General features: G+C 45.9%; 22 protein-coding genes and 3 pseudogenes. 13 read left to right on the top strand and 12 right to left on the bottom strand.

Features of this window, described 5'->3' with window-relative positions:
- The first annotated feature begins 358 nt into the window (after positions 1-358).
- From LIN98_RS08860 to LIN98_RS08845, 4 genes and pseudogenes are all read left to right on the top strand, one after another.
- Positions 359-628: a PTS sugar transporter subunit IIB gene (locus LIN98_RS08860; RefSeq protein ID WP_005547968.1), complete on the top strand. Its 270-nt coding sequence runs from the start codon at positions 359-361 to the stop codon at positions 626-628.
- A gap of 16 nt (positions 629-644) precedes the next feature.
- Positions 645-1999 (top strand): annotated as a pseudogene (locus tag LIN98_RS08855) (PTS ascorbate transporter subunit IIC).
- 9 nt (positions 2000-2008) lie between these two features.
- Positions 2009-2833 (top strand): transketolase, encoded by an 825-nt coding sequence (locus tag LIN98_RS08850; protein WP_014167890.1) that lies wholly within the window; start codon positions 2009-2011, stop codon positions 2831-2833.
- Positions 2823-3767, top strand: a complete 945-nt coding sequence (locus LIN98_RS08845) for a transketolase family protein (RefSeq protein WP_233113337.1) — start codon at positions 2823-2825, stop codon at positions 3765-3767. The genes LIN98_RS08850 and LIN98_RS08845 overlap by 11 nt, the downstream gene beginning before the upstream one ends.
- A gap of 166 nt (positions 3768-3933) precedes the next feature.
- Here the strand turns inward: LIN98_RS08845 and prmB are convergent, their stop codons facing one another.
- The gene (prmB, locus tag LIN98_RS08840) at positions 3934-4884 is read right to left on the bottom strand and encodes a 50S ribosomal protein L3 N(5)-glutamine methyltransferase (RefSeq protein WP_005547958.1); all 951 of its coding nucleotides are present in this window, start codon (positions 4882-4884) and stop codon (positions 3934-3936) included.
- 62 nt (positions 4885-4946) lie between these two features.
- On the opposite strand from prmB, the gene smrB reads away from it, so the two are divergent.
- A complete protein-coding gene (gene smrB / locus LIN98_RS08835; RefSeq protein WP_005567535.1) occupies positions 4947-5453 on the top strand; it encodes an endonuclease SmrB in 507 nt (168 codons plus the stop codon).
- Here the strand turns inward: smrB and yccS are convergent.
- From yccS to LIN98_RS08815, 4 genes and pseudogenes are all read right to left on the bottom strand, one after another.
- Entirely contained in the window at positions 5450-7591 is a 2142-nt protein-coding gene (gene yccS, locus LIN98_RS08830) for a YccS family putative transporter (RefSeq protein WP_148326123.1), read from the bottom strand. The two genes, smrB and yccS, sit on opposite strands and share 4 nt — an antisense overlap.
- A gap of 8 nt (positions 7592-7599) precedes the next feature.
- Positions 7600-8073 carry a YccF domain-containing protein gene (locus LIN98_RS08825; RefSeq protein ID WP_005540343.1) on the bottom strand — a complete coding sequence of 158 codons (474 nt, stop codon included), beginning with the start codon at positions 8071-8073 and terminating at the stop codon, positions 7600-7602.
- Positions 8073-8523: pseudogene (mgsA, locus tag LIN98_RS08820) on the bottom strand (methylglyoxal synthase). The gene LIN98_RS08825 and the pseudogene mgsA overlap by 1 nt, the downstream one beginning before the upstream one ends.
- A 62-nt stretch (positions 8524-8585) precedes the next feature.
- Positions 8586-9260 (bottom strand): curli polymerization inhibitor CsgI-related protein, encoded by a 675-nt coding sequence (locus tag LIN98_RS08815; RefSeq protein ID WP_005547953.1) that lies wholly within the window; start codon positions 9258-9260, stop codon positions 8586-8588.
- A 144-nt stretch (positions 9261-9404) separates the two neighbouring features.
- Here LIN98_RS08815 and LIN98_RS08810 point away from each other — a divergent pair, with 144 nt between their 5' ends.
- Positions 9405-9677 (top strand): acylphosphatase, encoded by a 273-nt coding sequence (locus tag LIN98_RS08810; RefSeq protein ID WP_005540337.1) that lies wholly within the window; start codon positions 9405-9407, stop codon positions 9675-9677.
- Here the strand turns inward: LIN98_RS08810 and afeD are convergent.
- From afeD to LIN98_RS08780, 6 genes are all read right to left on the bottom strand, one after another.
- Positions 9652-10500, bottom strand: a complete 849-nt coding sequence (afeD, locus tag LIN98_RS08805) for an iron ABC transporter permease subunit AfeD (RefSeq protein ID WP_005540335.1) — start codon at positions 10498-10500, stop codon at positions 9652-9654. The genes LIN98_RS08810 and afeD overlap by 26 nt on opposite strands.
- Positions 10497-11354 (bottom strand): iron ABC transporter permease subunit AfeC, encoded by an 858-nt coding sequence (gene afeC / locus LIN98_RS08800; RefSeq protein ID WP_005540332.1) that lies wholly within the window; start codon positions 11352-11354, stop codon positions 10497-10499. The genes afeD and afeC overlap by 4 nt, the downstream gene beginning before the upstream one ends.
- Positions 11354-12244 (bottom strand): ironABC transporter ATP-binding protein AfeB, encoded by an 891-nt coding sequence (gene afeB / locus LIN98_RS08795; protein ID WP_005547952.1) that lies wholly within the window; start codon positions 12242-12244, stop codon positions 11354-11356. The genes afeC and afeB overlap by 1 nt, the downstream gene beginning before the upstream one ends.
- Positions 12244-13125: an iron ABC transporter substrate-binding protein AfeA gene (afeA, locus tag LIN98_RS08790; RefSeq protein WP_014167887.1), complete on the bottom strand. Its 882-nt coding sequence runs from the start codon at positions 13123-13125 to the stop codon at positions 12244-12246. Before afeA ends, afeB begins: the two co-directional genes overlap by 1 nt.
- A 98-nt stretch (positions 13126-13223) precedes the next feature.
- Positions 13224-13553, bottom strand: a complete 330-nt coding sequence (locus tag LIN98_RS08785) for a TusE/DsrC/DsvC family sulfur relay protein (RefSeq protein WP_005574103.1) — start codon at positions 13551-13553, stop codon at positions 13224-13226.
- An 85-nt stretch (positions 13554-13638) separates the two neighbouring features.
- Positions 13639-14301, bottom strand: a complete 663-nt coding sequence (locus LIN98_RS08780) for a Bax inhibitor-1 family protein (protein ID WP_005547949.1) — start codon at positions 14299-14301, stop codon at positions 13639-13641.
- A gap of 553 nt (positions 14302-14854) precedes the next feature.
- On the opposite strand from LIN98_RS08780, the gene LIN98_RS08775 reads away from it, so the two are divergent.
- The 6 genes and pseudogenes from LIN98_RS08775 (at position 14855) to LIN98_RS08750 (ending at position 18223) form a co-directional block, all read left to right on the top strand.
- The gene (locus LIN98_RS08775) at positions 14855-15034 is read left to right on the top strand and encodes a hypothetical protein (protein WP_005547948.1); all 180 of its coding nucleotides are present in this window, start codon (positions 14855-14857) and stop codon (positions 15032-15034) included.
- A 96-nt stretch (positions 15035-15130) separates the two neighbouring features.
- Positions 15131-16480, top strand: coding sequence for a DEAD/DEAH box helicase (locus LIN98_RS10535; RefSeq protein WP_249856109.1), 1350 nt, complete (start codon positions 15131-15133; stop codon positions 16478-16480).
- Positions 16481-16493: 13 nt separating this feature from the next.
- Positions 16494-16715 (top strand): annotated as a pseudogene (locus LIN98_RS10530) (helicase-related protein); the annotation flags it as partial.
- An 81-nt stretch (positions 16716-16796) separates the two neighbouring features.
- The gene (locus tag LIN98_RS10525; RefSeq protein ID WP_231098023.1) at positions 16797-17354 is read left to right on the top strand and encodes a hypothetical protein; all 558 of its coding nucleotides are present in this window, start codon (positions 16797-16799) and stop codon (positions 17352-17354) included.
- A gap of 18 nt (positions 17355-17372) precedes the next feature.
- The gene (locus tag LIN98_RS10520) at positions 17373-18005 is read left to right on the top strand and encodes a hypothetical protein (RefSeq protein ID WP_005590081.1); all 633 of its coding nucleotides are present in this window, start codon (positions 17373-17375) and stop codon (positions 18003-18005) included.
- 29 nt (positions 18006-18034) lie between these two features.
- Entirely contained in the window at positions 18035-18223 is a 189-nt protein-coding gene (locus LIN98_RS08750; protein ID WP_033000624.1) for a hypothetical protein, read from the top strand.
- Between the two features lie 111 nt (positions 18224-18334).
- On the opposite strand, the gene metE is transcribed toward LIN98_RS08750, so the two are convergent.
- The gene (gene metE / locus LIN98_RS08745) at positions 18335-20608 is read right to left on the bottom strand and encodes a 5-methyltetrahydropteroyltriglutamate--homocysteine S-methyltransferase (protein WP_014167885.1); all 2274 of its coding nucleotides are present in this window, start codon (positions 20606-20608) and stop codon (positions 18335-18337) included.
- A 299-nt stretch (positions 20609-20907) separates the two neighbouring features.
- On the opposite strand from metE, the gene LIN98_RS08740 reads away from it, so the two are divergent.
- On the top strand, positions 20908-21840 hold the full coding sequence (locus LIN98_RS08740) for a LysR family transcriptional regulator (protein WP_005547945.1): 933 nt from the start codon (positions 20908-20910) through the stop codon (positions 21838-21840).
- Position 21841 lies beyond the last annotated feature (1 nt).

Raw genomic sequence — 21841 nt, 5'->3', positions numbered from 1 at the left:
GTTAATACACAAAACGGTTGCTGAGACGGTTCCTGAGCTTTTCGAAGGGTTAGTCGAAGCATGAGTTTTATGTTGCTCGAGAGCCGGAATTACTCATGGTTCGACAAGCTCACCAACCGTAATTCCAGTCCACCAGGATAGCTCCCATGATAGCGCAAGCATCCGCGCTTTTGCTTGTGTCGGTCCAAGCGTGGACGCTTGAACCATCAGATGTCATTCCTGTTCTTATACCTTCGGAAGCCTTTCTCAAAATGTCGTCCTGATCACAGTTTTCAAACCTGTGCATTGATCCCCCTGCTGTTCCGTCATAGACTGCATCTCAGTTGCTGAATCAATTAACCTCAAAAAGGAGAAAATTATGAAAATTATGGCTGTTTGCGGTTCCGGTTTAGGGAGCAGTTTTATGATGGAAATGAATGCCAAAAAGGCGCTTGCTAAATTGGGGATTGATGCCGAGGTGAATCATACGGATTTGGCGTCGGTGACGGTGAATGATGCGGATGTGTTTATTATGGCGAGCGATATTGCCGAGAGCAGTTCCATTCCGGTGGAGAAAATCGTGGTGGTGAAAAATATCGTGAGTGTCGGTGAATTTGAAGAAAAATTGGCGGCGTATTTTAATCGGTAGTTAAAGGAGCATAGTGATGGATTCTATACTTTTCTTTATTTTAGACATTTTAAAAGTGCCTTCCATTCTGGTCGGTCTCATTGCGTTGGTCGGCTTGTTGGTGCAAAAGAAATCCTTCCCCGATGTGGTGAAGGGAACGATTAAAACCATTTAGGCTTTATCGTGCTGGGTGGCGGTGCCGGCGTGTTGGTGGGTTCGTTGACGCCGTTGGGCGGGATGTTTGAACATGGCTTTAACGTGCAGGGGATTATCCCGAATAATGAAGCCATTGTGTCCATGGCGGTAGAAAAATACGGCACGGCGACGGCACTGATTATGGCGTTCGGCATGGTGGCGAATATTTTGGTCGCGCGTTTTACCCGCTTAAAATTCATTTTCTTAACCGGTCACCACACCTTTTATATGGCGTGTATGATTGCGGTGATTTTAACCGTTGCCGGTTTGGAAGGCATGGAATTGATTGTTGCCGGATCCCTGACTTTAGGCTTGATTATGGCGTTTTTCCCGGCGTTGGCGCATTTTTATATGAAGAAAATCACAGGTAGTAATGATGTGGGTTTCGGGCATTTCGGTACTTTGGGTTATGTGCTTTCCGGCGCCATCGGTCAGGCGGTGGGTAAAGGATCCAAATCCACGGAAGAAATGGATTTGCCGAAAAATCTAAGCTTCCTGCGTGACAGTTCCATTTCCATTTCACTGACCATGATGGCGATTTATTTCATTCTTGCCATCGCTTCCGGCAGTGAATATGTGACGGCGCATTTCAGTAACGGACAACATTATTTGGTGTATGCGGCGATTCAAGCCATTACCTTCGCAGCTGGCGTGTCCATCATCTTGCAAGGGGTGCGTTTGATTTTGGCTGAAATCGTTCCGGCATTTACCGGGATTTCCGAGAAGCTCGTGCCGGATGCCAAACCTGCGCTGGATTGCCCGATCGTCTTCCCGTACGCACCGAATGCGGTGTTAATTGGTTTTCTTGCCAGTTTCGTGGGTGGGATCGTCGGCTTGGCGTTACTCAATCAATTACACTGGGTGTTAATTCTGCCCGGTGTTGTACCGCACTTTTTCTGTGGCGCCACAGCCGGGGTGTTCGGTAACGCCACCGGTGGTCGTCGCGGCGCAATTTTAGGCGCATTTGCACACGGCGTGTTGATTACCTTCTTGCCGGTATTCTTATTGCCGGTCTTGGGTTCTCTTGGTTTTGCCAATACCACCTTCTCCGATTCGGACTTCGGCGGTGTGGGTATTGTGCTGGGCTACATGGCGCAATATTTCTCCAAAGAGATGATTTTAATCTCCGTGGTGAGTGTTTTCCTGTTGCTGGTGGGCTATAACTACATTGCGAAAAAAACAACAGAGCAAAAATAGGTGAATAAGATGGATACTACAGAACTTCAACGGTTTGCTCAGAAAATTCGTCTTAACACATTAAAATCGCTGGTGCATTTAGACTTTGGTCACTTCGGTGGCAGCCTTTCTATCGTAGAAACCCTTGCCGTGTTATACGGCAAGGTGATGCGCCTCAAACCTGAAGATCCGCATTGGCAGGAACGCGATTATTTTGTGTTATCCAAAGGGCATGCAGGCCCCGCCCTGTATGCCACTCTCGCCTTAAAAGGCTATTTTCCTCTCGAGCAACTTTTTACCTTAAATTCCGACCGCACTTTTTTGCCAAGTCACCCCGACCGTTTGAAAACCCCCGGCGTGGACGCCACAACAGGTTCGCTCGGGCAGGGCATTTCCATTGCGGCAGGCATCGCCTTGTCCCATCAATTACGCGGTATGCCGAACCGCACTTTTTGTATTGTGGGCGACGGCGAACTGAACGAAGGTCAATGTTGGGAGGCGTTTCAGTTTATTGCGCATCGCAATTTAACCAATCTTTGCGTCATCGTGGATTACAACAAATTGCAATTAGACGGATGCCTGACGGACATCATCAATCCGTTCAGCTTGCAGGACAAATTTGCCGCTTTCGGCTTCGTGGTGGAAACCGTCAACGGCGATGATATTGACGCCTTGTGTCGTGTGCTTTCCGCTACGCCGACCCGACCGTTGGCGGTGATTTTGGATTCCAAAAAAGGGCAGGGCGTGCCTTATATCGAAAACCTTGCCAATAATCACCATTTGCGTCTGAATGACGAAAGCCGCGCGCAAATTCAGTTATCAATCGACGAATTGGAGGCGGAGTATGGCGCTTAAATTAGAACGTGATGCGCTGGAAATGCGCAAAATTTACGCCGGCACCTTGCAGGAATGTATGCGGGAAAATCCGCTGGTGATTGAACTGGACGCGGATTTAATGAGCTGCATGACCATGGATAAAGTGCAGAAAAATCTGCCGAATCAGGTGATTAACTGTGGCATTATGGAAGCCAATGTGGTGGGCATGGCGGCAGGGTTAGCCATTGCCGGGCACATTCCGTTCTTCCACTCGTTTACCGCCTTTGCCAGCCGTCGCTGTTTGGATCAGCTGTTTATGTCGGTGGATTATCAACAGGTGAACGTGAAAGTTATCGCCTCCGACGCGGGTGTCACGGCAGTGTATAACGGCGGCACGCATATGTCCTTTGAAGACATGGGCATTGTGCGCGGGCTGGCTCATGCCAAGGTGTTGGAAATCACCGACGGCGCCATGATGAAAAATCTCGTTCGGCAGTTGGTGGCGTTAAAAGGCTTTTATTGGGTGCGCACCATTCGTAAAAGTGCGGTCAAAATTTACGATGAAAATGAAACCTTCACTATCGGTAAAGCAAAAGTCCTGCATGAAGGCAAAGACATTACCCTGATCGCCAACGGCATTATGGTGGCGGAGGCCTTGAAAGCGGCGGATATGTTGGCAGAGCAGGGCATTGACGCCACGGTAGTGGATATGTTCACCCTCAAACCGCTTGATCGGGAATGCGTGATTCAATGTGCCAAACGCACCGGTAGAATCGTCACCTGTGAAAATCACAGCGTCCAAAATGGTTTAGGTTCCGCCGTGGCAGAAGTGCTGGTGGAACATTGCCCGGTGCCAATGCGTCGTATCGGCATTAAAGAGCGTTACGGGCAAGTGGGATCCTTGGAATTCTTGATGAATGAATACGAGCTCACTGCGAATCATATTGTGCAGCAGGCGTTGACGTTGTTTTGATGTTCCCGACCAAAATCATGAACTTGCTACTTCGTGGTATAAATAACCCGTACAATGCAAACGATATTGTTAGATAAGATGAATTTATAGCTAAATACTTAACAAACAAAAGTGCGGCTAGTTTGAAAAACGTTTTTTTAGCTGACCGCACTTTTATGAATCCCGCTTAAGCAAAAGTTGCCTGGTGGGCGATGAGTTCTGCTTTGGCTAAGGCGAAAACGCCGACACCGCCGTTTTTGAGTTCAAGCCAATTGAACGGGACGTTGGGGAATTGTTCGATTAAATGCACCATGCTGTTGCCTACTTCGCATACCAATACGCCGTCGTCGGTGAGGTAGTTTGCCGCTTGGCGCAGGATTTGTTTGGTGATGGTTAAGCCGTCGTCGCCTGAACCGAGTGCCATTTCCGGTTCGTAGTGAAATTCTTCCGGCATATCTGAGCGATCGTCTAAATCCACATAAGGCGGGTTGGTGACGATGAGGTCATATTGTTCTGCCAATAATTGAGAGAATAAATCCGATTGAATCGGAAACACGCGGCGGCTGAGGTTGTAGCGTTCAATGTTGATTTCCGCTACATTCAGCGCATCAAGAGAAAGATCGACGGCGTCCACATCCGCTTCGGGGAATTGCTCGGCACAGGCGATAGCGATACAACCGCTACCGGTGCACATATCCAAAATACGTTTCGGCGCTTTTGGCAACAAGCCGGCAAAGCCATCCTGAATCAGCGCACCGATCGGCGAGCGCGGGATGATGACCCGTTCGTCTACATAAAATTCCAATCCACAAAACCAGGCGCTGTGAATTAAATAGGCGATAGGAAGGCGTTTTTCAAGACGAATCATCACTAAACGGATGAGTTCCAATTTTTCTGCGACGGTTAAGCGGGCATTGTATAATTCGGCGGGAAAATCGGGCGGCAGGTGAAGGCAGGAAAGCACCAGCTGGTGCGCTTCGTCCCAGGCATTGTCATAGCCATGCCCGTAAAATAATTCGGCGCGATTAAAGGTGCTGTAGGTCCAGCGCAGAAAATCTTTGATACTGTGCAGTTCGTCATGTACGTTGGCGGAATAAATATCGTCGATCAATTCCTGATTAAAGGTAATTTGGTTCATGGTTTGCTCTTATCAATGTTAGAATTGCGCGTAGTTATACCATATTTGAGATAGGAAACGAAATGTTAGATGATGAAGCGATTTCGCTGTTCCGTGCCGAAATCAAAGGTGTGAAGCCGTTAAAGCAGGACAGATTCGTGCCGCCGCGCGCCACGAAGAAGAAAAATCAGATAGCGGTCAAAGAGGTGCGCGAGCAGCGGGACACGTTATTTTATTTTTCTGACGAATATGAACCGTTGTTGAACGACGAAAGTGCGGTCAAATATTTACGTGAAAATGAGGATTCCCATTTGCTGAAACAATTGCGGCGCGGGGATTTTTCGCCGGAAATTTTTTTGGATTTGCACGGCTTAACCCGCGAGCAAGCAAAGCTGGAATTGGCGGCACTGATTCAAGCCTGTGAGAAAGAACATATTTATTGCGCAAGTATTATGACCGGTTACGGCACTTACACCTTAAAACGTCAAATTCCCCGTTGGTTGGTGCAACACCCTAAAGTGCGCGCCTTACACCAAGCCCCGAAAGAATGGGGCGGTGATGCGGCAATCTTGATTTTAATCGACGTTTAGACGGTTTTCTGAAATGCACCGTAAAGGGACGGCAGAATTTGGCTGATCATGCTTAACTGCTGAATCGGAATGTTAAATTGTACCTGTTCCGGTTGGGCGTTAGTATTTAGATTGACTTGCACCTGTTTTAAACGTGATTCAATGTTCTCGTGCAGCTTTTCAAAAATATCCGGTGGCAGTTTTTCCAGGTGTTCCAAAATATAAATAATCTTTTTCGCCGCCGGATAAAATTCCGCTAAAAATGCCGTGCTTTGCTGTATTTTTTTCATTTTACTGCGATACGCGCCGAGCGCCGAAATATAACTGAGCAGAGAATAATTGATTTTTAGCAGCTCGAATCCTGTTTGCAAATACGCCTGATATTTCTTCGGTTCATGATTCATATTGGAAATGGTGGCACTTAGCGCCGCCGCATATTCGTGGGCGTAACGACGCACGATACGGTATTTCAGATTATCCCCTTTGCCGAATTGCAGTTGGCTGACCACATAAAGCAAATATTGCGCATCGCTTTTTACTGCCTGTCGGCTTACTTTATCCAGTTGTAAATATTTCCAGTCCGGCCAAAAATAAGACACCGCAAACCAAGAGATCGTAGCGCCGATAAGGGTATCAATGACCCGCGAATAAAGCGCCTGTTCCACATCAAACCCCATGACATCAAAACTGAAAATCACTTGTAAAGTAATAAAAAAGGTGGAGAAACTGTAATTATTGGTGCGGAAAAAGAAGAACAGGGTGCTGGTCAGCACAATTAAGCCCAGTTGCAATTCCAGTGTCGGGTTGGTGTATGGCAATAATGAACCGATAACCACACCGAGAATGGTGCCGATAATTCGTTGTTTGAGACGTAATTTGGTGGCGGTGTAGTTCGGCTGGCAGACGAACACGGCAGTAAGCAAAACCCAATAACCACGATCTAACGGTAAAAATTCGCCGATTACACAACAAACAAACACTACAATAGACAGACGCACCGCATGGCGGAAGAGTTGGGATTCAAAGCTACAATGGCTACGAATTGCCAATAGGATATTTTTTAACCCGGTGATTTGCTCTGTGTAAATTTGTGCCCGTTCAGTTTGTTCCGTATTGTCCGCTTCCTGATCAATGTGGCGTAGCTGATAATCCACGCTTTTCAGGTTATCCAGTAAGGTTTGCAGATTGAGCAGAGTTTCGCTTTCTTCCCCATGAGCGGCGCTGTAAAACTCAAAGGATTGGTTTAAACCGTGAATGGCTTTTTCTACCCGAGTGTCGTAGTGATAGGTTTTATTGCGCTGTAAACTTAAAGCAATGTCGCGACAGGCTTGGGCTTGCAGTTCCAATAAACGTTGAATGCGGAAAATTAAATCGGTGTTTTTTAAATGTTCCGCTAATTTTTGATAGTTAAAATGGCTGGAACTGATGCGCTCGTGAATGTCCTGTGCGGCAAAATAATAACGAATCATTTGGGTGGTGTGGCTGTGGCGATGTTGCCCGCGAATACGGTAAAAAAGTGCGGTGCGGGAGCCGTTGAAGGCATTGATGAGTTCGCTGTTTTTCATCGCCATGGCAATGTGTTTATTTTCGATTTGATCGATTTCATCAGGATCGAAAAACATGGATTTGGCATCCAGATAATTGGCTAATGCCAAAAAGGATTTGGCAACGCTTTCCTGTACCGGGCGATTAGGGAAAAATAAATGCACGCATAGGGTAGTGACGCTATAAAGCAGCGTACCGCAGAGGATCATCAGCGGATTGATGTACCAAAGGGTATCGGGCAAATAGGCCAGCGTGGTGTATAACGCTACTACTAAGGTGCCGAAAGCGATGGTGCTGTAACGCTGCCCCAAAGCGCCGATCATGGTGAAGGCAAAGGTCATGAGCGTCATTAACAGCATAAATTGCAGGTTATGCCCAATGCTCAGTTGCACGCTTAGGGTTGAAACGGAGAAAGCGAGCAGGGTGTAAAATACGTTTTTAATACGGCCGGTTAACCGGTTATCCAAATCCACTAATCCGCCGGCAATAATGCCCAGCACCAAAGGCATGCTTTGTTCGGAAATATTAAAATACCAAATTGCCAGCACCGCGAGATTTACGGCGATAAAAATCGGAATGGACGCAATAACTTTGGCGTTAAACCAGCGATTCATGTTTAACCTTATTTATAAAACTGCTTGTATTGTTGTTCGGTGAATTGTTGGCGGATTAAGGCGGCAGTGTCTTTCGGCAACACGCGTTGTCCCACCGGATATAATGCGATGGCGGCGATTTTGAAATGCGCCAAGCCGGTCGGAATACCGATGATGGTCAGACATTGAGAGATACCGCAAAACACATTGCTGAGACAAAGCCACCAGCCGAACAAAATGAACCAGACAATGTTAAGTACGGATCCGATGGAATTTTCCACCGCACTTTTCGGTTCTAAATACTTAACATGAATAATGTCATTGCCGAAAGGCACGAATGTCATTTTGGTGATTTCCCAACAGCTGCGGGTGTATGGCAAGGTGACGATCAAAACGGCGCTCATCACGGTGGCCAAAAGCCATGCCAAGGTGACGGCGAAGCCACCCAGGACAAAATTCAGAATATTTAAAACGAGTGCAAGTGTTGCGTTATTTCCGTTCATTATTTCAGTCGCTCGGTTAAATAGCCTTGGTAATCTGGAATGCGAATGTCGGCAGTTTCATTAAATAACGGAGAAGTGACTAAAAATGGCGATATTCATGGCTACCGGAATATTCCACACCGTTGCGATACGCATTAAGGCTTTGACGTCCGGATCATGGGGCACGGCATTCATCGGATCCCAAAAGAAAATCATTAAATCAATTTTGTTTTCGGCGATCAATCCGCCTAGTTGCTGATCGCCGCCCATCGGACCGCTCAATAGGTTGTTTACCGTTAAGCCCGTTTCCCGATGAATCAGATTGCCGGTCGTACCCGTGCCGTACAGGGTGTGATTTGCCAATAAAGTGCGGTGGTTTTTACACCAGTTTATGAGGTCCTGTTTACAGTGATCATGTGCCACTAACGTGATATGTTTATTTTTAGGTAGCGCACGATAAGTGGTTTGCATAAATTCTCCTTAAACAAAAAGTGAGCGGGAAGCTCACTTTTCAAATGTATCTAAAATTAATTTTATTTTTGTTTTTTCACCCAATTAATGAAACGGGTTTGCGTTTCTTTGTCGGCTTGTTGATACCAGTATTGGAGCATTTGCTCGGCAACATTCTCGCCTTGTAAGGTGACTTTGCCTTTTGCTACTTTACCTGTGGCCGCACCACCGGCTACCACGGTAGTGGTCGGCGTGGCAGTTGAAGCGGTTGCAAAGGCAGGCACGGCGGCGGCTGCACCGGAAGCGTTGTATTCGCCTAAGTCTTTAATCAGGCTAACGGTTGGGAAGAAACCTTCCTGTTTTAAGTATTCTTGTTGGGTTTGTATGTTCGCGCCGGAAGCGGTTTTTACGCTGATCACCGGGGCCTTTTTAAAGGCATTGAAATCACGCTCGTTAGATAATTTCGGGGCGGAAATGATGATGTCTTGTGTTGAACCTTGGAAGGTAACGACAATTGGATCGGTTTCAAGTAAGGCGCTGTCGGAACTGGTTTTTATAATCTCGGATACGCGCACTACCACTTGGTGCTTTTGGGTGTCATTAATATTGAAACTGCGGGCTTCCTTCAATAAGGATTTTGACGGTTTTTGACCGTCAAAGGCGAGGAAGTCGATGTTGGATGAACTGGTGATCATACCTGCAAAGCTGGCGGTACTGGCTAAAAGTGTTGCAGCTAATGCAGCTAAACGAAATTTCATATTTGCTCCTGTTTTGAGTAAAATTAAGTGACACTTTATAGCATAAAGCGTTGGCTGTATGCTATTCCAAATTCGCGGAAATGCAAATAGAAAATTGTATTTAATGGCTGGTTTTTTGTTTTTATTCGATTTTAGGAGACGAAAATGCTGAAAAAACGTTTTTTGGTTTATGGTTGCGTGCAGGGTGTCGGCTTCCGTTATTTCACTTGGCAACAGGCAACAAAAATCGGCGTGACGGGCTTTGTACGCAACCTTGCTGATGGCTCCGTGGAAGTGGTAGCCATCGGTTCTGAGGTGCAAATTCAGGCGTTAAGTGACTGGCTGCACCATGGTCCGCGCACGGCGACGGTGCAACAGGTTTTTGCGGAAGATTATCTCAGCAGTAAAGTATTTACGACGTTTCAAGTGTTGCATTAAAGCGCAGGCGGATTTTGCTGTAAATAAGTGCGGTCAAAAATGCGGTCGCTTGTAGCAAGATAATGCAAGGACCGGTTGCGCCGTCGATATAATAGCTGATGATCGTGCCTAAAATGCTCGTGCTGACTGAAGTTATTAGGGCAATGGCGATCATATAATCAAATCGCTTGGTTAAAATAAAGGCGGTAATACCCGGTGAAATGAGCATGGCGACTACTAAAATAACCCCCACCACCTGCATGGCGCTAATGATGGTTAAGGCAAGTAAAATCAATAAGCTGTAATGTAGCAGACGCGGCGATAAACCAACAATTTTGGTTTGGTTGGGATCGAAACAATAAAGTAGGAAATCTTTTCGACGGAGAAAGATGACAAGAAAAATCAGCGCAGTCATAAAGAAGGTTTGCCAAACCTCGGCATCACTGACACCAAGTAAATTACCGAATAAAATATGGGTTAAATGTTGTTCTGTTTCAATTTTGGTAAACAGTACAATCCCTAAGGCAAACATCCCTGAAAATACAATACCCATTGCAGTATCTTCTTTAATTCGGCTGTTTTCTTTTAAATAGCCCACACTAATAGAACAAACCAAGCCCGCGATAAAAGCGCCTATACTTAACGGTAATCCCAACCAGAATGCGACCACAATTCCCGGTAACACGGCGTGTGAAATGGCATCGCCCATTAACGACCAGCCTTTTAACACTAAATAGCAGGACAGCATAGCACAAATAACGGACACCAACAGCGCGGTAATTAACGCGTTTTGCATGAAAGGGTAGCTGAAAGGTTCGGTAATCCAAAGATAAATGGCGTTCATTTTTGCACCTCTTCTTGTGCGATGGGTTTATGTTGATGGAGCAAACCGTACTTCGGTGAAAAAATGAATGCCAGCAAGAAAAGAGCGGTCTGAATACAAACAATAACGCCACCTGTTGCACCGTCTAAGAAATAGCTTATATAAACGCCTACGGAACTGGAAGAAATGCCTAAAACTACGGCAATAAGGACCAAAGTTTTAAAACGATCGGTGAGCAGGTAAGCGGTTGCGCCCGGTGTGATAACCATGGCGATAACCAAAATGGCACCGACGGTTTGTAACGCGGCAACCACGCAGGCGCTGAGCAAGGTGAAAAACAGGATTTTGTAGTAAATCGGTGAAAAGCCGACGGAAGTGGCGTGCACTTCATCAAAGAAAATCAGCAAAAGATCTTTCCAAAAGATCAGCAGTAATACTAAACAAACGCCGATGATAATGCCGACTTGCAGAATATCTTCATCGGCAATGCCCAGAATGTTGCCTAAGATAATGTCTTGTACGTTAATCGACGTCGGGTTAAGGGAAATAATCAGTAGGCCAAGGGCAAAGAAAGTGGTAAAAATAAAGCCGATGACTGCGTCTTCACGGAGTTTGGTAATGGATTTTATCCAAAGAATGGCGATGGCGGCGAGGATACCGGAAAAAAATGCACCAAGCGCGTAGGGCAGGGAGAGGGCATAAGCAATGGCAACGCCGGGTACGACGGAATGAGAAAGGGCATCACCAATCAGTGACCAACCTTTCAGCATTAAATAAGCGGATAAAAACGCACAAATGCCACCCACCGCCGAGCTGATTAAAATGGCTTTCACCATGTAATCGTAGGAAAAGGGTTCTAATAACAGGTCCCACATTATGCGTCTTCCTTCGGTTTGGTATATCTGACAGTAGGTGCCGGTGGATCAATTTTAGTTTTACCATAGAATACCGCTGCCCGCTCATCATCGGTTAATACCGTAACGGCGCGTGGGTCCTCGTCATCATGCAAGTCTTCGCCTAATAGCTTAATGTGGCGCAACACACCGCCAAAAACCAATTCCAAGTTATGCTGGTTAAAAGTAGTTTCGGTCAAACCTGCAGCGATTACCGTGCGGTTAATCATTACCACGCGATCACAAAAATCCGGCACGGAACCTAAATTGTGCGTGGAAACCAGAATTAAATGCCCTTCACTGCGTAACTGACCTAATAAATCAATAATGGCGTTTTCCGTTTGTACATCTACGCCGGTGAAAGGTTCGTCCAATAAAATAATCTTACTTTGTTGTGCGAGCGCGCGAGCAAGAAATGCCCGTTTTTTTTGCCCACCGGAAAGCTCGCCGATTTGGCGATGGGCAAGGTGTTCAATGTTCACCCGTTGCATGGCTTCCTGCACCTTTTGTTTGTCCGTTTCACTCGGACGGCGCAGGAAGTTCATGTAACCATAGCGCCCCATCAGCACCACATCGTAAACAGAGACCGGAAATTGCCAGTCCACGTCTTCCGATTGTGGCACATAAGACACTAAATTTTGTTTTAAGGCTTGTTTAATTGTGAGATTGCAAAGAGAAATATTACCTCGTTGCGGTGTAATTAACCCCATCAGACTTTTAAACAGGGTTGACTTACCGCTCCCGTTCACGCCGACTAAAGCGCAGGTCGTACCGCCTTCTAGTTTAAAAGAAACATCATGAATGGCGGTATGACCATTGTTGTAACGAACGACTACGTCTTCAACGCAAATAGAGGCAATATTTGATGACATTATTTTTCAAATCCTTTAGCAATGGTAGAAACAGTCACTTTTAATAAATCAATATAAGTCGGCACAGGACCCCTGGCACCGGAAAGAGAGTCAACATAAAGCACGCCACCGTATTTTGCACCGGTTTCTTTTGCTACTTGTTTTGCCGGTTTCGGGGAGATGGTGCTTTCACTGAATACGACCGGAATATTGTTGGCTTTGACGGTTTCAATTACTTTACGCACTTGTTGCGGCGTGCCTTGTTGCTCAGCGTTAATCGGCCACAAATAAGCCTCTTTAAAACCGTAATCACGTGCTAAATAACTGAATGCGCCTTCGCTGGTCACCAACCAACGCTGTGCTTCCGGCACTTGTGCTAATTTTTCACGCAACGGTTGATCAAGTTCTTTGATTTTTTGGATATAAAGTGCGGTATTTTTTTCGTATGTTTCTTTATTTTGCGGATCGTATTTAATCAACGCATTTTTAATATTTTCAACATAGATTAACGCATTGGAAGGTGACATCCAGGCATGCGGGTTCGGGTTGCCGGTGTACGGACCTTCATGAATTGACATCGGCTCAATGCCTTCGGTTACAACGACCGCCGGTTTATCTTTGACGTTTTGGAAGAATTTTTCAAACCAACGCTCAAGGTTCAAACCATTCCATAACACTAAATCGGCAGATTGTGCCTTGACAATATCTTTCGGGGTTGGCTCGTAATCATGGATTTCTGCTCCGGGCTTGGTGATGGACTCTACGGTTGCCGCATCACCGGCGACATTTTGTGCCATATCTTGAATAATAGTGAACGTAGTGACAACTTTAAATTTCGCATAAGCAAGACTACTGCTTAAGCTTAACGCAAGTACGCTGACTAATGTGGCTAATAAACGCATATTTTTTCTCCTTGGCTTTTTAACTATAAAATAACAACATAAGCTGCGCGGACATTATATTCTTTCTATTTCTAAATGCAAATGATTCTCAAAAAAAATTATAGACATTTTACCGGTTTGGGGAGACCCGCCAGCTTGGTTGCCTGTTTTGCCGGACCATCGGGAAATAAACGTTGCAAATAACGGCTATTGCCTTTATCTTCTCCCAGCTTTTGCGCGGTGGCTTTCACCAACATACGAATGGCAGGAGAGGTTTTATATTCTTGATAAAAATCACGCACAAAATGGATAATTTCCCAATGGGCATCCGTTAATTCCAGATTTTCTAACTTTGCAATCGCTAAGGCGACGTCCGGTGTCCAATCATTTATATTTAGTAAATACCCCGACGCATCGGTTTCAATGCGTTTTTTATTGACTTCGAGCATCGGCAAGACCTCATGATTTATACGGATTTGGTTATATAAAAACGCCCCAAAAAAGGGGCGCTGCATTTATCTATTAAATTAATAATTAATCTCGGGAAGAGAAGAATGAAAGTAAGTTTAACAAGCTGATAAATAAGTTATAGATTGATACGAATAAACTTACTGTGGCACGAATATAGTTGGTTTCGCCGCCGTGAATGATGTTGCTGGTTTCATACAGAATTCCCATGGTGGAGAAAATCACGAACAACGCACTGATACCTACATAAAGCGCTGGGAATTGGAAGAAGAAACTGGCGATCATGCCAAGTAACAACACCACGAATAAGGCTAAAATGGTGCCGGACAAGAAAGACATATCTTTCTTCGTGGTCAATACATAGGCAGAGCATGCGAAGAAGGTCGCCGCAGTACCCGCCAATGCCAACACGATAGCATCACCCAAACCGGCACTCACATACGCATTTAAAATCGGTCCGACGGTATAACCCAAGAAGCCGGTAAAGGCGAAAGCGGACAAAATCCCCAACGCACTGTTTGCCAACGCATTGGTTAAGAAAAGTAAACCGTAGAAACCCACAAGCATCAGAATTAACCCCGGTCTTGGTAAATTCATCGCCATGGAAACATAGGCCACCACAGCAGAAAATGCTAACGTCAAAGCCAATAGGAAATAGGTGTTACGCAACACTTTATGTGTGCTCAGCAACGATTCTTCCTGCGTGCTAACAATAATACGAGATTGCATAAAAGCTCCTTTAAATTAAAGAAAATAACAGGTTAAAACCTTTGTGTAAAGTAAGGGTTGAGAAGGGAAAAGTCAATTCTTGGCAGTAAATATTTTTTATGGATGCGCTTGCGGAGTGAAAAGTGCGGTCTAAAAAGTAGGTGTTTTTATGCTTCAATAAGAAGATTAAATAAATTTAATAATTTCAGTAGATTAAATAATTTTCTGCTATTGACTATGGAAGATGGACGGGTAAATTATTCAAAAAAATGAATGACAATAATGCTATCTACTTATCCGAAGATCATCTTCGGTGTTAAAATCTAAGGGAAGCTATCATGTCTTGTTTAGAAAATGATCCTTATTATGTCAATTCTCCTGTTATGAACCTTAGCGTTCGCTACTTTTTAGTGCTGTTTTTTATCCAATTAAACTATTGCCTACTGTTTCGGAATGATAGAAAGCTACGCAGCTATTGACTATCCTGTTTGGCAGTGACACTGAAACCTTTATCGACAGCCTGCACCATGCTGATTAAATCGACGGACTGCTACGCAAACTCCAGCCCTACACCGTGCAAATCCCTGAAAAAGCGTTTGAGGCTTTATATAAGGCAGGACGCATTGAGCCGATAAACGAGAAAACCTTCGGTAGACAATTTTATACACTGATTGGGCTGGATTTGTATGACGAGGTGGCGGAGCTTTCTTCGGAAGATACGGAGTTTTTGAAGAAAGAAAACTTGGTGTTTTAGCTAACTTATTATTTTTACGATGAAAGTTTGCATTTTTCTTTTAGAGCGCATATCATCAGTCTGATTTAAAAACATATTCGGAGAAAACCAAGACCCATGCCCCATCACCAGCTTACTCCCTATCAAGCCCGATACTACTCCTGGTTACTTACCCGTCAAGCCGAGGGGAGCAACGTCGAATCTTTAGCAAGCACCTTAGTCGATGCCCAAGTCGATTTGAATCCGCACCAAGTGGATGCAGCTTTGTTTGCCTGCCAAAATCCCCTGTCAAAAGGCGTGATTCTGGCGGATGAGGTCGGTTTGGGTAAAACTATTGAAGCGGGCTTGGTGATTTTGCAGCGTTGGGCGGAGCGCAAACGCAAAATTCTGATTATTACGCCTGCCAACCTGCGCAAACAATGGCATCAGGAATTGCAAGAAAAATTCGGTTTGCAAGGCATGATTTTGGAAGCCAAAAGCTACGACGCTGACAAGAAAACGGGCAAAAACCCATTCCGTCAAGAAAGACCCGTTATTTGTTCTTACCAGTTCGCCAAATCCAAAGCGGACGACATCAAACAAATCGGCTGGGATTTGGTCGTATTGGACGAGGCGCACCGCCTACGCAATGTCTATAAGAAAAACAACGTCATAGGTAAAACCCTAAAAGAAGCCCTGGCAAACGTTTCCAGCAAAGTCCTGCTCACCGCCACGCCTTTACAAAATTCCCTGTTGGAACTCTACGGCTTGGTCAGCATGATAGACGAGCTCGTTTTCGGCGACTTGGACAGTTTTCGCACCCAATTCGGTGCAAAAGTGACCGAACAAACTTTACTTCATCTACGCCAACGGCTAAGTGCCGTCTGTCAGCGCACCTTGCGCCGACAAGTTCAGGCATATGTTCCCTATACCAAGCGTCTCGCCATTGTGCAAAAATTCACCCCGTCCGACCAGGAGCGGGAGTTTTCTTTTTTGGTTGCCGAATATCTGCGCCGTCCGAATCTGCAAGCCCTGCCCGAAGGGCAGCGGCAGTTGATTTCATTGGTATTGTGGAAACTGCTTGCTTCCAGTAGCCGCGCCATTGCCGGCGCATTGGAGACCATGACCAAACGTCTGCAAGGTGTGTTGGAGGAATCTGCGCCGCAAGACTTGGTTGAAACGCTGGACGAAGATTATGAAAGCCTGGATGAAACCGCCGAAGAATGGGAAGAAGAAAACGAACCCAATCTTCTGACCACCGACGAATATCACGCCATTGCCGATGAAATCGACGAGCTTAAACATTTCAAAACATTGGCGGAAAATATCCGTGAAGACGCAAAAAGCTGCGCATTATTGACCGCACTTTCCACCGCATTCGACAAATTAAAAGAACTCGGCGCCGCACAAAAAGCCATCATCTTCACCGAATCCAAACGCACCCAAGATTACCTCTTAGAATGCCTTACCCAAACTTTATGCCGGTGAAAACGGCGACGGCATCGTATTATTCAACGGCACCAACAACGACGCACAAGCGCAAAAAATCTACAAAGACTGGCTCAAGCGACACGAAGGCAGCGACAAAATCACCGGCTCCAAAACCGCCGATACCCGCGCCGCCCTGGTCGAGCATTTCAAAGATCGCGGTTGCATCATGATTGCCACCGAAGCGGGCGCCGAAGGCATCAACCTGCAATTCTGTTCGCTCATCATCAACTACGATTTGCCGTGGAACCCGCAGCGCGTCGAACAGCGCATCGGACGCTGCCACCGTTACGGGCAAAAACACGATGTAGTCGTCGTGAACTTTGTCGATGAAACCAACGAAGCCGACCAGCGCGTTTACGAACTGCTCGAACAAAAATTCCAACTCTTCAACGGCGTCTTCGGCGCCAGCGACGAAGTATTGGGCGCCATCGGTAGTGGCGTGGACATCGAACGGCGCATTGCCGACATCTACCGCCGATGCCGCCAACCCGAAGACATCAAAACCGCCTTTGACAGCCTGCAAAGCGAATTATCGGACGAAATCAACCAAAACATGATGAAAGCCCGACAAACCCTGCTGGATAATTTCGACGAAGAAGTCCGCGAAAGACTACGGATTCGCGCCGAAGAAAGCCAGGCTGTGCTCGACAAATACGAAAAAATCCTACTGGACTTGACCCGAAGCGAATTGGGCAGCTACGCCGATTTCGACAACGGCGGCTTCACGCTAAAAGGGCTACCTGAAAATCTTTCAGACGACCTTAGCATCCTAATCGGACGCTACGAACTGCCGAGAAAAAGCGGCGAAGCCTACCTCTACCGCATCACCCACCCATTAGCGCAAGCCATCATCGAACACGCCAAACATTGAGATTGCCCGCCTGTACGCTTGATTTTCGATTACCAAGTAGGCAACGGCAGAATCAGCACGCTGGAACCCTATCGCGGACAAAGCGGACAGCTTGCCGCCAAACTCATCAGCGTCAGCGCGCTGGGCGGCATGGAGCAGCACATCCTTATTTCCGCCGTCACCTCAAACGGCGAAACCCTGCAAGATAACGACCCCGAAAAACTCCTGCGTCTGCCCGCCCATATCGCCGAATCCGCCGTCAATCCCAATTTTCAGACGACCTTGACCAACGATATGGCGCAACGTCTTCAAACCCTGCTCAACCAAACCACCGAACGCAACCTCGGCTACTTCGAGCAGGAAGTGCAAAAACTGGATGATTGGGTCGATGATTTAAAACAAGGTTTGGAACAAGAAATCAAAGAAACCGATCGCGAAATCAAAGCGGCTCGCCGCACCGCCGCCACTTCCGCCACCTTGGAAGAAAAACTAAGCTGGCAGAAAAAACAGCGCGAACTGGAAAACAAACGCAGCCGCCAACGCCGCGAGCTTTTTGACAGACAAGACGAAATCGAAGAACAGCGCAACCGATTGATTGAAGAGCTGGAAGAACAGTTGAAACAAGAGGTTGAAGAGGAAGAATTGTTTTTTATTGAGTGGGAGATGGTGTGATATGAGTCAAATTGAAAGGAAAAATAAATATGGCTGATTCATCTTTAAGATTAAGACCATGGGTCTCGTTAATTCTTTTTATTAGTGCATATTCTCCATTAATGGTGATTATGGCAATTAATGGTGGGGCAGCGTTTAACAAAATGCTCTGTGCGACTTCGATACTCGCCAAGCTCACGATTTATTACCCTGCACGATTTTATACAATCCTTTTTTAATCTTATTCAACATATTGGTAATTCAAAAAAACACCTTAAAAATCAACCGCACTTTTCCTTTCATAAAACAAAAGCTGAATCTCTCTAGATCCAGCTTTTTTTATCTATTTATTACGCTAATTCCACGCGTAATTTTTTCGTTACATCCACCATCACTTTTAATGCGGCGATGGTTTCCGGCCAACCGCGGGTTTTTAAACCACAGTCCGGGTTGACCCATAAGCGTTCTTTCGGTACCACTTGTAACGCTTTGCGTAGCAAGTGTTCGATTTCGGCGGCGGTTGGGACGCGTGGGCTGTGGATGTCGTACACGCCCGGGCCAATGTCGTTCGGGTATTTGAAATCGCCGAATGCCGTTAATAATTCCATGTCGGAACGAGAGGTTTCGATGGTGATCACATCTGCGTCCAAGCCTGCGATTGCCGGTAAAATGTCGTTAAATTCGGAATAACACATGTGGGTGTGAATTTGCGTATCATCTTGGCAACCCATTGAACTTAAACGGAATGCTTCTCCTGCCCATTGTAAATAAGCGTCCCAATCGGCGCGTTTGAGCGGTAAGCCTTCGCGAATTGCCGGTTCGTCAATTTGAATCACTTTAATGCCGGCTTTTTCCAAATCCAACACTTCATCGGAAAGTGCCACGGCGATTTGTTTACATACGGTTGAACGCGGAATATCATTGCGTACGAAAGACCATTGTAAAATCGTTACCGGGCCGGTCAACATGCCTTTCATCACTTTTTGCGTTAAACTTTGGGCATATTGCGACCAGCGTACCGTCATTGGCTCAGGGCGAACCACATCGCCGTAAATCACCGGCGGTTTTACACAACGGGAACCGTAGCTTTGTACCCAACCGAATTTGGTGAAGGCAAAACCGTCTAATAATTCGCCGAAATATTCCACCATGTCGTTACGTTCCGCTTCGCCGTGAACCAGCACGTCTAAATCCAATTTTTCTTGCTCACGCACCACCAATTCGATTTCTTTTTTCATTGCCGCTTCATAATCCGCAAGGGACAATGTGCCTTTTTTGAAGGCGGCGCGCGCGTGTCGAATTTCAGTAGTTTGCGGGAAAGAACCGATATTCGTGGTTGGCAATAACGGTAGATTTAACCAGGCATTTTGTAATTTGATACGTTCCGCAAACGGGGATTTACGTTGATCCGCGCCTTTTGGCAAGTTCGCCAAACGTTCCGCCACTTCAGGGCGATGAATATCTTTTGAGGTCGCACGGGCATCGGCGGCAACTTGGCTGGCATCCAGTTCCGCTTGTACGGCGGCTCTGCCTTGCTCAAGTGCGGTCTTAATGACGCGTAATTCTTGAATTTTTTGTAAACAGAATGCAAGCCAGCTGTAAAGTTTAGGTTTGTTTACTTGTAACTGTGTTTCCACCGATAAATCATAAGGGGTGTGAAGCAGAGAACAGCTTGGCGCAATCCACAAACGATCGCCCAGTTTCGCTTTTAACGGTTCCACCACATCCAACACTTGGTTCAGGTTCGCACGCCAAATGTTACGACCATCAATCACGCCCACAGACAAAATCTTGTCGTAATCAGCAAAGGCGGAAAGTTGGTCAGGCGCACGCACTAAATCAATGTGTAAGCCCGCAACCGGCAAGGCTTTTAATAACGCAGCGTGTTCCGCGACAGAACCGAAATAAGTGGCTAACAGTAATTTTGCGTTTACTTGTGTGCTTAATGTGGCGTACACGTCTTTATAAGCCGCAACCCATTTAGCCGGCAAATCGACAGTTAAAGCAGGTTCGTCAATTTGAATATAATCCACGCCTTCTGCTGCCAATGCGTTTAAGATTTCTACATAAACCGGTATGAGTTTATTTAATAAATCAAAGCGATCAAATGCCGCACCTTTTTCTTTGCCTAACCACAAGAACGTTAATGGACCAACAATAGTGGGTTTAACATTCAAGCCAAGGGCTTTGGCTTCGCGAATTTGTTGCACGTAATGCGCCGGATTAGCTTTGAATTGGGTATCCGCGTGGAATTCCGGCACGAGGTAATGATAGTTGGTGTCAAACCATTTGGTCATTTCAATGGCAAATTGTGCTTTGTTACCGCGCGCCAGTTGGAAATATTGATCAAGGGTTAAATGTTGGCTGTCAAAGCCGAAACGAGCCGGAATCGCGCCTGTTGCCACTTGCAAGTCTAAAATGTGATCGTAGAAGGTGAAATCCGCCACGGCGACGTAATCCGCATTCGCTGCCGCTTGGTGTTTCCAGTTGATTTCGCGTAAGGCTTTGGCGATGTCTAATAAATCGGCTTCTGCGATTTCACCGCGCCAATAACGTTCTTGTGCAAATTTAAGTTCACGTTTTGCGCCCACGCGCGGAAAGCCGGATAAATGAAAAGTTGTCATACTAATTCCTCAATGTATTAAATGATTTAGACGGCTAAACGTCTATACGTGGGCTAGAATGACGAAAACGGGGGTATTATGCAAATTAATAATTTTCTAAAAGTTTATGAAAGAAATTAATGATCCTGTATTTTATTAGTTTGCGGTGGTAATCATAAAAAACGCTTTTAAAAACGACCGCACTTTTTCATCGATTTCTTTATGGATTTTATGGATTTCTTCTATGTAACGTTAAAGTGCGAGCCGTTTTCGTGTATGATACGGCTTCATTCTTTTTCGAATTTAGATGAATCTTTCTCATGAAACCGATCTTCCTTGAACTCAGACATCTCAAAACTTTACTTGCCCTGAAAGAAACCGGTAGCGTTTCCTTAGCGGCAAAGCGGGTTTATCTCACCCAATCGGCGCTGTCCCATCAAATTAAATTATTGGAAGAACAATACGGCTTGCCGTTATTTGAGCGGAAAACCCAACCGTTGCATTTCACCGCGGCCGGGGAGCGCTTGATTCAGCTTGCCAATGAGATTCTGCCGAAAGTGATTGAAGCGGAGCGCGATCTGGCGCGGGTGAAGCAGGGCGATGCGGGCGAGTTGCGGATTGCCGTGGAGTGTCATACCTGTTTTGACTGGCTGATGCCGGCAATGGATTCTTTCCGCAAGCACTGGCCATTGGTGGAACTGGATATTGTGTCCGGATTCCACACCGATGCCGTCGGCTTATTGCTGAACCATCGCGCCGATTGGGCGGTGGTTCAAGAAGTGGAAGAAAATTCGGGTATTGTATATAAACCATTGTTTTCGTATGAAATGGTCGGCTTATGCGCGAAAGATCATCCCCTGGCGACGAAAGATATTTGGCAGGCGGAAGATTTTTCCGATCAAACTCTGATTACCTATCCTGTGCCGGACGATATGCTGGATTTACTGCGTAAAGTGTTGTATCCGAAAGGCATTAACCCGACCCGTCGCACCAGCGAACTCACCATTGCGATTATTCAACTGGTGGCAAGTAAACGTGGCGTGGCGGCTTTGCCGTTTTGGGCGGCAAAACCTTATTTGGATCGTGGTTATATTGTGGCGCGCAAAATCACTCATCAAGGTTTGCACAGTAATCTCTATGCGGCCTTTCGTGAAACAGACGCGCATATCGCCTTTGTTGATGATTTTTATGAAACCGTTAAAGTACAAAGTTTTTCAACTTTACCTGAATTATCTATATTAGAAGAGAGCTAGC

It is taken from the genome of Aggregatibacter actinomycetemcomitans, assembly GCF_023518055.1.
GTDB lineage: Bacteria > Pseudomonadota > Gammaproteobacteria > Enterobacterales > Pasteurellaceae > Aggregatibacter > Aggregatibacter actinomycetemcomitans.
This window is presented reverse-complemented; position numbering and strand designations above follow the sequence as displayed.

Coding starts and splice junctions, on each gene's coding strand:
- LIN98_RS08860 (WP_005547968.1), top strand. CDS start 359: ATGAAAATTATGGCTGTTTGCGGTTCCGGTTTAGGGAGCAGTTTTATG.
- LIN98_RS08850 (WP_014167890.1), top strand. CDS start 2,009: ATGGATACTACAGAACTTCAACGGTTTGCTCAGAAAATTCGTCTTAAC.
- LIN98_RS08845 (WP_233113337.1), top strand. CDS start 2,823: ATGGCGCTTAAATTAGAACGTGATGCGCTGGAAATGCGCAAAATTTAC.
- prmB (WP_005547958.1), bottom strand. CDS start 4,884: ATGAACCAAATTACCTTTAATCAGGAATTGATCGACGATATTTATTCC.
- smrB (WP_005567535.1), top strand. CDS start 4,947: ATGTTAGATGATGAAGCGATTTCGCTGTTCCGTGCCGAAATCAAAGGT.
- yccS (WP_148326123.1), bottom strand. CDS start 7,591: ATGAATCGCTGGTTTAACGCCAAAGTTATTGCGTCCATTCCGATTTTT.
- LIN98_RS08825 (WP_005540343.1), bottom strand. CDS start 8,073: ATGAACGGAAATAACGCAACACTTGCACTCGTTTTAAATATTCTGAAT.
- LIN98_RS08815 (WP_005547953.1), bottom strand. CDS start 9,260: ATGAAATTTCGTTTAGCTGCATTAGCTGCAACACTTTTAGCCAGTACC.
- LIN98_RS08810 (WP_005540337.1), top strand. CDS start 9,405: ATGCTGAAAAAACGTTTTTTGGTTTATGGTTGCGTGCAGGGTGTCGGC.
- afeD (WP_005540335.1), bottom strand. CDS start 10,500: ATGAACGCCATTTATCTTTGGATTACCGAACCTTTCAGCTACCCTTTC.
- afeC (WP_005540332.1), bottom strand. CDS start 11,354: ATGTGGGACCTGTTATTAGAACCCTTTTCCTACGATTACATGGTGAAA.
- afeB (WP_005547952.1), bottom strand. CDS start 12,244: ATGTCATCAAATATTGCCTCTATTTGCGTTGAAGACGTAGTCGTTCGT.
- afeA (WP_014167887.1), bottom strand. CDS start 13,125: ATGCGTTTATTAGCCACATTAGTCAGCGTACTTGCGTTAAGCTTAAGC.
- LIN98_RS08785 (WP_005574103.1), bottom strand. CDS start 13,553: ATGCTCGAAGTCAATAAAAAACGCATTGAAACCGATGCGTCGGGGTAT.
- LIN98_RS08780 (WP_005547949.1), bottom strand. CDS start 14,301: ATGCAATCTCGTATTATTGTTAGCACGCAGGAAGAATCGTTGCTGAGC.
- LIN98_RS10535 (WP_249856109.1), top strand. CDS start 15,131: ATGCCCCATCACCAGCTTACTCCCTATCAAGCCCGATACTACTCCTGG.
- LIN98_RS08750 (WP_033000624.1), top strand. CDS start 18,035: ATGGCTGATTCATCTTTAAGATTAAGACCATGGGTCTCGTTAATTCTT.
- metE (WP_014167885.1), bottom strand. CDS start 20,608: ATGACAACTTTTCATTTATCCGGCTTTCCGCGCGTGGGCGCAAAACGT.
- LIN98_RS08740 (WP_005547945.1), top strand. CDS start 20,908: ATGAAACCGATCTTCCTTGAACTCAGACATCTCAAAACTTTACTTGCC.